Genomic DNA, 12,195 nt, shown 5'->3' with positions numbered 1-12,195 from the left:
GCGCGGTCTGCCCCTTGTCAAAGCTGGCAAGGGCCACCAATCATGCGGCGGATTACTCTCAGACAGGCGTTTCCGATGAGCGATGCGTTGCACGTACACCACCAGGGCGGCGTGGCCACCCTGTCACTGAACCGTCCCGAGCTGCACAACGCCTTCGACGCCGAGCTGATCCAGACCCTGACCGCAGCGCTGGAAACCGTGGGCAGCGACCCTGCCGTACGCTCGGTGGTGCTGGCCGGCACCGGTGCATCCTTCTCCGCCGGTGCCGACCTGCAATGGATGCGCGCAATGGCTACGGCCAGCCAGGAACAGAACCGGCTGGATTCGCTGGCGCTGGCACGGCTGATGCGTACGCTCGATGAACTGCCCAAGCCAACCATCGCCCGCGTACACGGCGCCAGCTTTGGTGGCGGTGTTGGCCTGGTGGCTTGCTGCGATATCGCCATCGCTGTCGAGGGTGCACGCTTCGGCCTGACCGAAAGCCGGCTGGGGCTGCTGCCGGCGGTGATCTCGCCTTACGTCATCGCCGCCATCGGTCCGCGCCAGGCGCGGCGCTGGTTCGCCACCGGCGAACATTTCGACGCCGCAACCGCCCTGCAGATCGGCCTGGTCCATCAGGTGGTTGCTGCCGATGCCCTGGATGCGGCCGTACAGGCCCAGCTGGCCTTGCTGGCCAAGGCCGGCCCGGTGGCCGCCGCCTCGGCCAAGATCCTGGTGCGCGAGGTCTGCGCGGCACTGGGCGACCGCGATGGCCTGGACCGCGCCAATGCCGGCCTGATCGCCGCCCTGCGCGTATCCGAGGAAGGCCAGGAAGGACTGAGTGCCTTCCTGGAAAAGCGCGCGCCGCGTTGGGCGGCGAAGTAAACCCGTGACTGTCGACCCTGGAAACGCCATGAATGATTTCGTCCGCATCGTCGAAGTAGGCCCGCGTGATGGCCTGCAGAACGAGAAACAACAGGTCGCCACCGCCGACAAGATCAGCTTGATCGACCGCCTTTCGGCCACCGGCTTGCGCAGCATCGAGGCCACCAGCTTCGTCAGCCCCAAGTGGGTGCCACAGCTGGCGGACGCCGCTGAAGTCTTCAGCGGCATCCAGCGTCGCCCAGGTATCAGCTACCCGGTGCTGGTGCCCAATGAGCAGGGCTACGAACGCGCACGTGCCGTCGGGGTGGAGGAAGTAGCCGTCTTTACCGCAGCGTCCGAGCAGTTCAACCGTACCAACACCAATGCCGGTATCGACGAATCGCTGCAGCGCTTCGAGCCGATCCTGGCCCGGGCCAAGGCCGACGGGGTGAAGGTGCGCGGCTATGTGTCCACCGTGCTGGGCTGCCCCTACCAGGGCGAAGTACCGCTGGCCGATGTCGTGCGCGTAGCGGTGCGCCTGCACGCCATGGGCTGCTACGAGATATCACTGGGTGACACCATCGGCGTCGGCACCCCCGGCAAGGCCCGCGCGATGCTGCAGGCGGTGGCCAGCAACCTGCCCATGACCGCGCTGGCGGTGCATTTTCACGATACCTATGGGCAGGCGCTGGCTAACATCGCCGCATGCCTGGAAGAAGGCGTGCGCGTGGTAGATTCCGCGGTGGCCGGTACGGGGGGCTGTCCTTACGCCCGCGGTGCCAGCGGCAATGTCGCCAGCGAGGATGTGGTGTATATGTTGCACGGCATGGGGATGGTCACCGGCGTGGATCTGCCGGCGTTGGCCGCAACGGGGAACTGGCTCGCCGAACGGCTGGGCCGGCAGACAGGCAGCAAGACAGCTAAGGCATTGACGGTGTCATGACCGGTTCCGGCCAGCGCATAGTTCCCGACCAAGGCGGTCATCCAACCGCCCATGTCGACGCGCTCGCCGGTTTGGACCAGGCACTGCACCACCCCCTGCCACTCCACCTGCAACCCGTGCTGCAGGCCGCCCGCGACGCCCTGCGCGAGGCAATGAGCGAACGCCAATCGGCGCAACGCCGCTACGCCGCCTTGTTCGATGCCGTGCCCGACCCGGTCAGCATCCTCAGCGCCACCGGCACGGTGCTGGACGTCAACAGTGCCGGGGTGCGTGCCTATGGCCGCACCCGCGAGGAAATCGTCGGCCAACCCATTGAACTGCTCAATCCGGACCTGCCGGCCGATCATCTCGAGCCGGTCTGGGAAACCCTCAACCGCGGCGAAACCTATGTGGTGGAAGTCACCAACATGCGTGGCGACGGCAGTCGCTTCCCGGTGGAGGTGCATTCGGCTGCATTCGAACACGATGGCGAACATTGCATCGTCGCGGTGGCCCGTGACCTGAGCCGGCGTTGGCAGGCAGAAACCCGCTATCGGCTGTTGCTGGAATCCATCGACAAGGGCGTGATGCTGTTCGACCGCAACCTCAGCATCCTTGCCGCCAACCCGGCCGCCCATCGCATTTTCAACATGGGCAAGCACACCCCCACGCGGGTGCCGCTGGACAATGAAGAGTGGATCACCGTCGACGAACGTGGCCGCCGCCTGCGCAGCGAACAATGGCCGGTGGCCAAAGCGTTCCGCGAAGGCCGCATCATCCCCAGCACCATCATCGGCCTCTACCACCGTCCGCACGGGCGCATGATCTGGATATCGATCACCACCGTGCCGGTGTTCTCTTCCGGCTGCGACCTGCCCGACCATGTGTTTTCGCTGTTCAGCGACATCACCGAACTCAAGCGCGACCACGCCCTGTTCGACCGTGCGCAATCGCTGGCGCATATCGGCGGCTGGGAGTGGGATCGCGGCCAGCAGCAGCTCTACCTTACCGGCGAAGCACAGCGCATCCTCGGCCAGGAGGTGGCACCGGCCGACCTGGAAGGCTTGATCCAATGCCTGAGCCCCGGCTCCCGTCTGCAGTTGCTGGCGGCGATGGAAACGGTGGTGGAGCTGCGCACCGGCTTTGAACTGGAACTGCAGGGCCAACGCAGCGATGGCCACAGTTTCTGGATCCGCATGATCGGCGAGGTCGAGCCGGGCGACCTGGCCTCCAGCCGCATTGCCGGCACGCTGCAGGACATCACCGAGCCCAAGCATGCCGAAGAGACGCTCAAGAACCAGGCCCGCACCGATCCGCTGACCGGCATCATGAACCGCGACGCGGCGTTGACCGACCTGGAAGCCCGCCTGGCCAACCCGTCGCATGCCGAGGTGGCGGTGCTGTACATCGACCTTGACCGCTTCAAGATGGTCAACGATGTGCTGGGCCACAACGCCGGCGACCAGTTGCTGATCGAGGCCACCCGGCGCATCCGCGACGCGATCGGCACCGAGGGCCTGCTGGCGCGTTTTGGTGGCGACGAGTTCGTGGTCACCTGCGACGCCCGCGACCGCCCCGAACGGCCGGAACAGCTGGCCCAGGCCATCACCCAGGCCTTCGTGCCGCCGTTCCAGTTCGGCAAGGACGAGTTCGCGGTCACCACCAGCATCGGCATCGCCCGCGCGCCCCGCGACGGCCTGCGCCCGCAGCAACTGATCCAGAACGCGGACCTGGCCATGTACGAGTGCAAGCGCCGCGATCGCAATGGCTGGCAGGTGTTTTCGCCGGAACTCGCGCGCCGCCAGCGCGACCGCCTGCAGATCGAACGACGCCTGCGCAAGGCGCTGGAACGCGACGAATTCCGGCTGGTGTATCAGCCGCAGGTTGACCTGCGCGGCGGCCGTACCGTCGCCTGTGAGGCCTTGATCCGTTGGCGCGACCGGCAGCTCGGCGAGCTGCGCCCGGACATCTTCATCAGCCACGCCGAGAACACCGGTGACATCGTGCGCATCGGCGAGTGGGTGCTGCACCAGGCCTGCCGCCAGGTCCGGCAGTGGCAGGACCAGGGCATGGGCCTGGTGCGGGTGGCCATCAACGTCTCCTACCGCCAGTTCAGCGGCGACCGCCTTGCCCGCCAGGTGCGCGACGTACTGGCCGAGTACGGGCTGCCGGGCCAAGCGTTGGAGCTGGAGTTCACCGAACGGGTGCTGATCGAAGACGCACCGGCGACCTTGCGTACCTTCGCCGAGCTGCGCGAGATGGGGGTGATACTGACCATCGATGATTTTGGCGAGGGCTACAGCGCCCTCAATTACCTGCGCACGTTGCCCATTCATGGGCTCAAGCTGAGCCAGCTGTTCATCAGCGGCGTGCCGGAGAACCCCTCCGACGTGGCGGTCTGCGAGGCGGTTTGCGGCATTGCCCGCAGCCTGGGACTGGGGCTGGTTGCTGAAGGCATCGAATCCGAAGCACAACGCAACTTCCTGGTCAGCCTGGGCGTACCTGTCGGCCAGGGCTTCCTGTTCGCGCCGGGGCTGTCTGCCGACGAATTCGCACGGCGCATGCGCTAGGTCCGGTCGCCGCCGTGGCCCACCCGTGGCCATCGGCTAGAATCTGCGGCTCTTTCCCGCAGGATTGTTCCAATGCAGCTGTCCTCCGTTCGTGCCGTCATCACCGGTGGCGTCTCCGGCCTTGGCCTTGGCGTCGCCCAGTTCCTGGTCGCCAATGGCGGCAAGGTCGCCCTGTTCGACCTCAACGATGAAAAAGGCGCCGCCGCGGTTGCCGAGCTCGGCGCCGACAATGCGCGCTATTTCACCACCAACGTCACCGACGAGGCGGGTGTTGCTGCCAACCTGGCCGCCGCCAAGGACTTCCTGGGCGGCTTGAACGTGGTGATGAACTGCGCCGGCATCCTGGGGGCAGGCCGCGTGCTGGGGCGTGAGGCGGCCATGCCGCTGGCCAACTTCCAGACCACGGTAATGGTCAACCTGGTCGGCAGCTTCAACGTCGCCAAGGCCGGTGCCGACCTGATGCAGCACAACGAAGCCAATGCCGATGGCGAGCGTGGCGTGATCATCAACACCGCTTCGGTTGCCGCCTATGAAGGCCAGATCGGCCAGGCCGCCTATTCGGCGTCCAAGGGGGGCGTGGTCGGCATGACCCTGCCGATGGCGCGCGAGCTGGCCCGCGTGGGCATCCGCGTGCTGACCATCGCCCCGGGCGTGTTCTGGACGCCGATGGTCGATGGCATGCCGCAGAACGTGCAGGAATCGCTGGCCGCTTCCATTCCGTTCCCGTCGCGACTGGGCCAGCCGGCTGACTTTGCCAGCCTGGTCGGCCATATCATTGGCAATACCTACCTCAACGGTGAGACTATTCGCCTTGACGGTGCCGTGCGTCTGGCACCGAAGTGACTGCGAAGCGGGGATTGGGGATACGGGATTGGGAATTGGCCAGCGGGCCATCCTGCCGGCCTTGGTGCCCGCTTTTGGTTTTACGAATCTCCACTCCCGATTCTCCAATCCCAACGCTCAACCCATGAAAGCCAACGACATCAAGAAAGGCAACGTCGTCGAGTACAACAACGGCGTGTACCAGATCCGCGACATCGAGCGCAGCTCGCCGCAGGGCCGCGGCGGCAACGTCCGCTTCCGTTTCATCATGTACAGCGTGCCCGGCGGCAACAAGCTCGATGCCAGCTTCGACGCCGATGACAACCTGAGCGAAGTCGAGCTGCTGCGCCGCCAGTCCAGCTTCTCCTACATGGATGGCGATGCGTTCGTGTTCCTGGACGACGAGGATTACACCCCGTACACGCTGGACGCGGACGTGATCGGCGACGACGCCGGTTACATCACCGAAGGCCTGACCGGCATCTACGTGCAGGTGATCGACGACCAGCCGGTGGCGATCCAGATGCCGCAGCACGTGACCCTGGAAGTGGTCGAGACCCCGCCGGAGCTGAAGGGCGGTACCGCCACCAAGCGCCCGAAGCCGGCCAAGCTCAGCACCGGCATCGAAATCATGGTGCCGGAGTACATCGTAAACGGCGAGCGCATCCTGGTGAACACCACCACCGGTGAGTTCGGCGGTCGCGCGGACTGAAGGTTGTTGCGAAGGGCGCCGATGGCGCCCTTCGTTTCTTCACGCTGCGCCGGGCTCGACGGGGAAATACAGCGAGATCGCCGCACCGCCCAAGCTGGACGTGCCGATGGTCGCGGTGCCACCGGATTGCGCAGCGAACCCATAGACCTGGCTCAGGCCCAGGCCACTGCCGTCGCCCACCCCCTTGGTGGTGAAGAACGGCTCGAACACGCTCTCCTGGATCTCGGCCTGGATACCGGGGCCGCTATCACCCACGGTAATGCACACGAACGGGCCCTCCTCGCCGTTGCCGTTCGGCACCAGCATGGTTTGCCGCCGCGCCTCCAGCACCACCTTGCCGACGCCATGCATGGCATCGCGGCTATTGCTGAGCAGGTTGAGCAGGGCTGCTTCCAACTGGCCCACGTCCACCGCGATCGGCGGCAGATCCTTCTCCAGGTCAACGTTGAGATGGATGGTCTGCCCGCAGACCCGCCGATAGAGTTCAAGCGAACCGTATACCAGGTCGTGCACCTGGCTCAGCTGCGGCACCAGCGTCTGGCCCCTGCCGAACGCCAGCATCTGCCGGGTCAGCTGGGTGCCCCGCTCCACCGCACGGTGGGCGATGTCCATGATGCGGCGTGCGCTTTCGTCGCCGGTGCGACGGGCAGCCAACATATCCAGGCTGTTGGCGATCACCGACAGCAGGTTGTTGAAATCGTGCGACAGACCCAGCGTGAGCTTGCCCACCGCGTCCAGGCGCTGGGCGCGCAGGGCGATTTCCTGTGCTTCACGTACCCGCTTCTGGGTCTGGAAGTAATCGGTGATATCGCGCACCACCACCATGATCCTGGGCTGCGGGGCACTGCCCACCTGCTCCACGATCAAGGCAGCACGGAAACGGGTGCCGTCCTTGCGCACCATCGGCAAGCCCATTTCTTCGAAGTTATGTGCCAGCGCCCGCTCCAGGACCTGGCGATCGGTGCCACGCCCGGCATCGGCCGCGCTGAACAGGCAGGAGAACCCGCGCCCGCAGAGTTCTTCACGGGTATAGCCGAAGATCGACTCCACCCCGGCATTGCATGCATGCACCTGGCCGTCCCCATCCAACTCGAGGATCGCGCAGGAGCGCAGTTGCATCACCCCTTGCGTCATCGCCACTTCAGTCACCGCCAGTTGCGGCTCTGCCATCGTGCTCAACCGTTTTCTCCTTGAAACCGCGCCGGTCCATTCCCGAAGGATGGGCCGCCTCCCCTGGTTGCGTACCGTACAGCAAACGCAGGCCGTGGCGCAGCGTTTCCAGATTGGATTCGATATCGCCCAGCTCCCGCCGTTGCGCCGGGGTCAACAGGGCCAGGGCCGCCTGGCGCAGGCCCTGCCATTGCCCCATCGCCTCGCTTGCACCGGCCTGCACATGGGCCTGCAAGGCCTCGCGTTCGGCCAAAGACGGCAAACCGTAGCCCGCTACCGGCAGGCTGCCCGGCGCCAGCAATGCGCCGGCGCGCTTGGCAAAGGCATCAAATTGAACACGTTGGCCGGTGTCGCCCCGTGGGGACAGCAACCGCCGTTTGAGCGCATCGCGCGCCAGCAGTTCCTGGCGACGCCAGGCCACCTGCTCAAGTACCAGCATCGCTGCCAACGCCTTGCCGTTGCCGCGATCCATCCAGCGGCGACGTTGCGCTGCAGGCAGGGCCAGCCACTGTTCGGCGTTGGCGACGGGAGGTGCCAAGGCGGCCTGCACGACCGCAAACACGGCCTGCAGGTGCGTAGCCGCCGACTCGAAGTAATAGCCCTCGCGAACGGCCTGCGAATGATCAGCGGGAACGCCTGCGGTCAGCCCTTGCCCACGCAGCCGGCGCACAAGACCGGTTGGCGTGATCGACGCAAGGCGGTGCGCGCTCATGCGCGGCACCCCGTCTTGCAGCAGCTTCCAGGTTTCGACCGCGCAGTTGTTGCTGATGAAGTAGTAGCGCCCGTCATAGGACCAATGCAGCTGGGCGGCCTGTACCAGCAACGCTGTTATCTCATCGGGCTGCAAGGCCAGCGGCGTGGAGGACACCCCGCGCAGCTCGACCTTGGTGTATTCGTCCACCACCCTGTTGAGCGGCAGGACGAACAACCGCGACGGGTAGGAGCCGGTCAACCCGCGCAGGCTGGATATCTGCACATCGCCCACATAGGCCCGGAACGACAGCACCAGATGATGCTGCAGGTCCATCCGGCAGGCCGGCCCGGGTGGCCGGCCGGGCGCACAGATCACCAGTCGCAGCATGCTGTGGCCCCAGCGGCTCATCAGCCGCTCATTGCCTTCGGCCAGCAGGTAGTCAACCTGATAGACACGCTTGGGGTCCAAGCCGATCAAGGCGGCACTGCCCGCCTCCTCGTCGGCCTGCATCAACGGCAGCGACGTCGGACAGTCGATGGCGCCAACTGCAGGCGCTGTCCCCAATTGCTGTTGCAGCCAGGCATACAACGCGGGGCGGCGGCACCGGTAATCCGGATCCAGCAGGTAGTGCTCGATATTCACCGCGAAGAATTCCGCGGGGCTGTGCAGTTCGTAATGATCGGGGCTGCGCAGGCTGTTGCGGTTGTCGCTGCGCCCGGGCAGCAACGGCCGCCGCTGCCAACCTGCAAGGTCGCGGAAGCGCGCCTGTGCCGACCATCCACCCGAATGCGCGCGGTCAAGCGCGTGGGCAATTTCATGAATCAAGGCCGCGCGCGCCTGCTGCCAGGCATCACTGCTAGCCGCCTCCAGCAAGGGTGCAAGCAACCCCCTGTCCAGGCCCAGATCGCGGCCGTGCGCCCGCCCCTGCACCTGCGCTGGCAGATCAGACCGCCAACGCAGTTGCAAAGGACCGACATCCGCCTGCCGCATTGTTGGCGGCAGGCGCGCCAGCACATCATCGATCAGCCGTTGGCTGACCCGCTGCTCAGCGACATCCAGGTCCTGCCCGGAAAGTTCAACCTGCAGTTGTGCCTGTGCCGAAGTGGCGGCGCCGACCGCAAGCAGCAATCCCGCCAACCACCGCCAGCGCGGCGGCCGGCCGGCTGCGGTCACAGGGCCAGTATCTTCCGGGCCAGGGCCAAGTCGCTGGCCTGGCGCGCAGCCACATCGCGCTCACGCAGCTGGATCAGAGCGGCCTCCAGCCAGGCACCGCGGATGGCGCCGTCACTGGCAACGAAATTCGCCGCATCGTCGCGTGCATCCAGCAGCACCTTGTCATCCCCCGAGGAACTGCCCGACGAATTGGACGAGGCGCCACTGGCGGAACCTGCCGAACTACCGGCAAAACTGGAGGCGAACACCGACATCGGCAGGGCAAGCAAGGCGCAGAACAGGATCGGGCGAATCATCGTCAGGTCAATATCGGGTGAAGAAGGACGCAAAGAGTAACGGGCTTGCGCTTACAGGTCGAATACCTTGCCCGGATTCAGCAGGCCGTTGCGATCAAATACGCGTTTGACCCCGCGCATCAGGGCCACTTCGCCATCGCTGCGGGTGCTGGCCAGGTAGGCCTTCTTGACCAGGCCGATACCGTGTTCGGCGGAGATGCTGCCGTCGAAACGATGCAGCACCTGGGCCAGCAACTTGGTCACCTGCTCGCACTGCGCAAGGAACTCCGCATCGCTCGTGTCATCGGGCTTCAACACGTTGATATGCAGGTTGCCGTCGCCGATGTGGCCGAACCACACCACTTCAAAATGCGGGTAAGCGCCGTTGATAAGGGCCTGGGTTTCAGCCAGGAACGCCGGCATTGCCGAGATGCGCACCGACACGTCGTTCTTGTAGGGCTTGTAGCGCGCCACCGACTCGGTGATGCCCTCACGCAGACGCCACAACTGCTGGGCCTGGGCGTCGCTGGTGCTGATCACGCCGTCCAGCACCCAGCCCTGCTCCATGCAGTATTCGAACGCGGCCAACGCGGCGGCTTCGCCGGCCTCATCGGCAGAGGCGTACTCGGTCACCACGTAATACGGGTGGATCTCGGCGAACGGATAGTGCGCGCCATGTGCGGTGACGTGCTTGACCGCCAGATCGGTGAAGAACTCGAAGGCTTCCAGCTGCAGGCGCTCGCGGAACGCGGAGAACACCTGCATCAACACCTCGAACGAAGGCAGCGCCAGCACCATGACATTGGTGGTCGGCGGCGGATCGGTCAGCTTCAGCGTCGCCTCGACCACGATGCCGAGGGTGCCTTCCGAGCCGATCATCAGCTGGCGGAAGTCATAGCCACTGGAGTTCTTGATCAGGCCCTTGTTGAGCTCCAGCAACTCGCCATTACCGGTAACGACCTTGAGCCCTGCGATCCATTCACGGGTATTGCCGTAACGGATCACCCGGATACCGCCAGCATTGGTGGCGATATTGCCGCCGATCGAACAGGAGCCACGCGCGGCGAAATCCACCGGGTAGATCAGCCCATGCTCCCTGGCGGTGTTGTGCACCGCTTCCAGTGGCATGCCGGCCTGCACGACCAGGGTGCGATCGACGGCATCGAAGGCCAGCGGCTTGTTCATGCGCTCCAGGCTCAGTACCAACTCGCCATTGGCGGCCACGGCACCGCCGGACAGACCGGTACGGCCACCGGACGGAACCACCGCCACCTGGTGCTGGTTTGCCCATTGCATCACCGCTTGCACTTCTTCCACCGTCGCCGGCAAGGCAATGGCCAGCGGTGCGGGCGTCCAGCGGCGGGTCCAATCGCGCCCGTAATGCTCCAGGTCGGCGACGTCGGTCTTCAGACGCAGCTCGGGGCAGGACTGCAACAGGGATTCCAGGCGCGGATCGGTCATGGCGGTGCTTCGGCGGCGTGAAAGCCGCCAAGCGTGACAGCCCCACCGCGCGGCGTCCAGTCACCGCACCGGCATCTGCCGGCGAATCGGGATTTCATCTGAAACCTTTTGCCATCAAGGCTTTGCCGCGTTGCGCAGCGCACAAAAGCCGGTCCGCTTCTGGCATAGTTGCTGGCCTACCCACCGCCGCCGCCGTTCACGACATGTCGCCCAAGAAGACCTCGTTCCCGAAGCAGGACATCCGCGTTTTGTTGCTTGAGGGGGTCAGCCAGACCGCCGTGGATGTGTTCAAGGCGGCCGGTTATTCGCAGATCGAGCTGTACAGCAAGTCGCTTCCCGAAGATGAACTGAAGGCGCGCATCGCTGAGGCCCACATCGTCGGCATCCGCTCGCGCACCCACCTCAGCGCGGAAGTGCTGGCCCATGCCAAGCGCCTGATCGCGGTCGGCTGCTTCTGCATCGGCACCAACCAGGTCGATCTGGAAGCGGCCGAGCTGGCCGGCATTCCCGTGTTCAACGCGCCCTACTCCAATACCCGCTCGGTGGCCGAGCTGGTGATTGCCGAGGCGATAATGCTGACCCGTGGCATTCCGCAGAAGAACGCCGAATGCCATCGCGGCGGCTGGTCCAAGTCGGCTGCCGGCAGCCACGAGGTGCGCGGCAAGACCCTGGGCATCATCGGCTACGGCCATATCGGCACCCAGGTCGGTGTGCTGGCCGAGGCACTGGGCATGCACGTGATCTTCCACGACATCGAAACCAAGTTGTCGCTGGGCAATGCCCATCCGGCCATCAGCCTGGACGACCTGTTGGCCCGCGCGGACGTGGTAACCCTGCACGTGCCGGAAAACGCCTCCACGCAGTGGATGATCGGCGCCGAGCAACTGGGCAAGATGAAGAAGGGTGCCCACCTGATCAATGCAGCGCGCGGCACCGTGGTCGACATCGCGGCACTGGACGCGGCCTTGAGCTCCGGCCACCTGGGTGGCGCGGCGGTTGACGTGTTCCCGGTCGAGCCCAAGGGCAATGGCGACCTGTTCGAGTCGCCGCTGGCGGCGCACGACAACGTGATCCTGACCCCGCATGTCGGCGGTTCCACACTGGAAGCGCAGGAGAATATCGGCGTGGAAGTGGCGGCCAAGCTGGTGCGTTACAGCGACAACGGCTCGACCCTGTCGGCCGTCAACTTCCCCGAAGTCACCCTGCCCGAGCACGAGCAGAGCCTGCGCCTGCTGCACATCCACCGCAACGTGCCCGGCGTGTTGTCCAAGATCAACGAGATCTTCTCGCGCCACAACCTCAACATCGACGGCCAGTTCCTGCGCACCGACCCCAAGGTCGGCTATGTGGTGATCGACATCAGCGCCACCGAAGAACAGGCCGCCGCCATTCGCGAAGAGCTGGCCGCGATCCAGGGCACGCTGCGCACCCGCATCCTTTACTGACCGACCCGGTCGAGCCGACGCTCGGCACGTTCCTGCGGTTGACACCCAAAGCTTGCCCTCACCCCAACCCCTCTCCCGTAAACGGGAGAGGGGCTTTGAGCAAAAGCC

At 65.3% G+C, this 12,195-nt stretch carries 10 protein-coding genes; 6 read left to right on the top strand and 4 right to left on the bottom strand.

Going from position 1 to position 12,195, the window contains the following annotated elements:
* Positions 1-75: 75 nt before the first annotated feature.
* From RT460_RS05760 to yeiP, 5 genes are all read left to right on the top strand, one after another.
* The gene (locus tag RT460_RS05760) at positions 76-864 is read left to right on the top strand and encodes an enoyl-CoA hydratase-related protein (RefSeq protein ID WP_313317694.1); all 789 of its coding nucleotides are present in this window, start codon (positions 76-78) and stop codon (positions 862-864) included.
* Between the two features lie 28 nt (positions 865-892).
* On the top strand, positions 893-1,786 hold the full coding sequence (locus RT460_RS05755; protein WP_313317693.1) for a hydroxymethylglutaryl-CoA lyase: 894 nt from the start codon (positions 893-895) through the stop codon (positions 1,784-1,786).
* Positions 1,783-4,335, top strand: coding sequence for an EAL domain-containing protein (locus tag RT460_RS05750; protein ID WP_313317692.1), 2,553 nt, complete (start codon positions 1,783-1,785; stop codon positions 4,333-4,335). The genes RT460_RS05755 and RT460_RS05750 overlap by 4 nt, the downstream gene beginning before the upstream one ends.
* Before the next feature lie 72 nt (positions 4,336-4,407).
* Positions 4,408-5,178, top strand: coding sequence for an SDR family NAD(P)-dependent oxidoreductase (locus RT460_RS05745; RefSeq protein WP_313317691.1), 771 nt, complete (start codon positions 4,408-4,410; stop codon positions 5,176-5,178).
* Between the two features lie 124 nt (positions 5,179-5,302).
* On the top strand, positions 5,303-5,869 hold the full coding sequence (gene yeiP, locus RT460_RS05740; protein WP_313317689.1) for an elongation factor P-like protein YeiP: 567 nt from the start codon (positions 5,303-5,305) through the stop codon (positions 5,867-5,869).
* Positions 5,870-5,908: 39 nt separating this feature from the next.
* On the opposite strand, the gene RT460_RS05735 is transcribed toward yeiP, so the two are convergent.
* From RT460_RS05735 to RT460_RS05720, 4 genes are read right to left on the bottom strand one after another with little or no spacing between them, the layout of a single operon-like run.
* The gene (locus RT460_RS05735) at positions 5,909-7,039 is read right to left on the bottom strand and encodes an ATP-binding protein (RefSeq protein ID WP_313317747.1); all 1,131 of its coding nucleotides are present in this window, start codon (positions 7,037-7,039) and stop codon (positions 5,909-5,911) included.
* On the bottom strand, positions 7,011-8,906 hold the full coding sequence (locus tag RT460_RS05730) for a zinc-dependent peptidase (protein ID WP_313317688.1): 1,896 nt from the start codon (positions 8,904-8,906) through the stop codon (positions 7,011-7,013). The genes RT460_RS05735 and RT460_RS05730 overlap by 29 nt, the downstream gene beginning before the upstream one ends.
* Positions 8,903-9,202, bottom strand: a complete 300-nt coding sequence (locus tag RT460_RS05725) for a DUF2388 domain-containing protein (RefSeq protein ID WP_313317687.1) — start codon at positions 9,200-9,202, stop codon at positions 8,903-8,905. The genes RT460_RS05730 and RT460_RS05725 overlap by 4 nt, the downstream gene beginning before the upstream one ends.
* A 51-nt stretch (positions 9,203-9,253) precedes the next feature.
* Positions 9,254-10,642, bottom strand: a complete 1,389-nt coding sequence (locus RT460_RS05720; RefSeq protein WP_313317686.1) for an FAD-binding oxidoreductase — start codon at positions 10,640-10,642, stop codon at positions 9,254-9,256.
* Between the two features lie 203 nt (positions 10,643-10,845).
* Between RT460_RS05720 and serA the strand changes: the two genes are divergently transcribed.
* Positions 10,846-12,087: a phosphoglycerate dehydrogenase gene (gene serA, locus RT460_RS05715; protein ID WP_313317685.1), complete on the top strand. Its 1,242-nt coding sequence runs from the start codon at positions 10,846-10,848 to the stop codon at positions 12,085-12,087.
* The last annotated feature ends 108 nt before the right edge of the window (positions 12,088-12,195 follow it).

The sequence above is a fragment of the Stenotrophomonas sp. genome, assembly GCF_032061965.1.
In the GTDB taxonomy this organism is placed as follows: Bacteria; Pseudomonadota; Gammaproteobacteria; order Xanthomonadales; family Xanthomonadaceae; genus Stenotrophomonas.
This window is presented reverse-complemented; position numbering and strand designations above follow the sequence as displayed.

What these genes read in the sequence shown, in the direction of transcription:
- RT460_RS05720 (WP_313317686.1), bottom strand. Translation starts at nt 10,642, where the DNA reads ATGACCGATCCGCGCCTGGAATCCCTGTTGCAGTCCTGCCCCGAGCTG.
- RT460_RS05760 (WP_313317694.1), top strand. Translation starts at nt 76, where the DNA reads ATGAGCGATGCGTTGCACGTACACCACCAGGGCGGCGTGGCCACCCTG.
- RT460_RS05750 (WP_313317692.1), top strand. Translation starts at nt 1,783, where the DNA reads ATGACCGGTTCCGGCCAGCGCATAGTTCCCGACCAAGGCGGTCATCCA.
- RT460_RS05745 (WP_313317691.1), top strand. Translation starts at nt 4,408, where the DNA reads ATGCAGCTGTCCTCCGTTCGTGCCGTCATCACCGGTGGCGTCTCCGGC.
- RT460_RS05725 (WP_313317687.1), bottom strand. Translation starts at nt 9,202, where the DNA reads ATGATTCGCCCGATCCTGTTCTGCGCCTTGCTTGCCCTGCCGATGTCG.
- yeiP (WP_313317689.1), top strand. Translation starts at nt 5,303, where the DNA reads ATGAAAGCCAACGACATCAAGAAAGGCAACGTCGTCGAGTACAACAAC.
- RT460_RS05755 (WP_313317693.1), top strand. Translation starts at nt 893, where the DNA reads ATGAATGATTTCGTCCGCATCGTCGAAGTAGGCCCGCGTGATGGCCTG.
- serA (WP_313317685.1), top strand. Translation starts at nt 10,846, where the DNA reads ATGTCGCCCAAGAAGACCTCGTTCCCGAAGCAGGACATCCGCGTTTTG.
- RT460_RS05735 (WP_313317747.1), bottom strand. Translation starts at nt 7,039, where the DNA reads ATGGCAGAGCCGCAACTGGCGGTGACTGAAGTGGCGATGACGCAAGGG.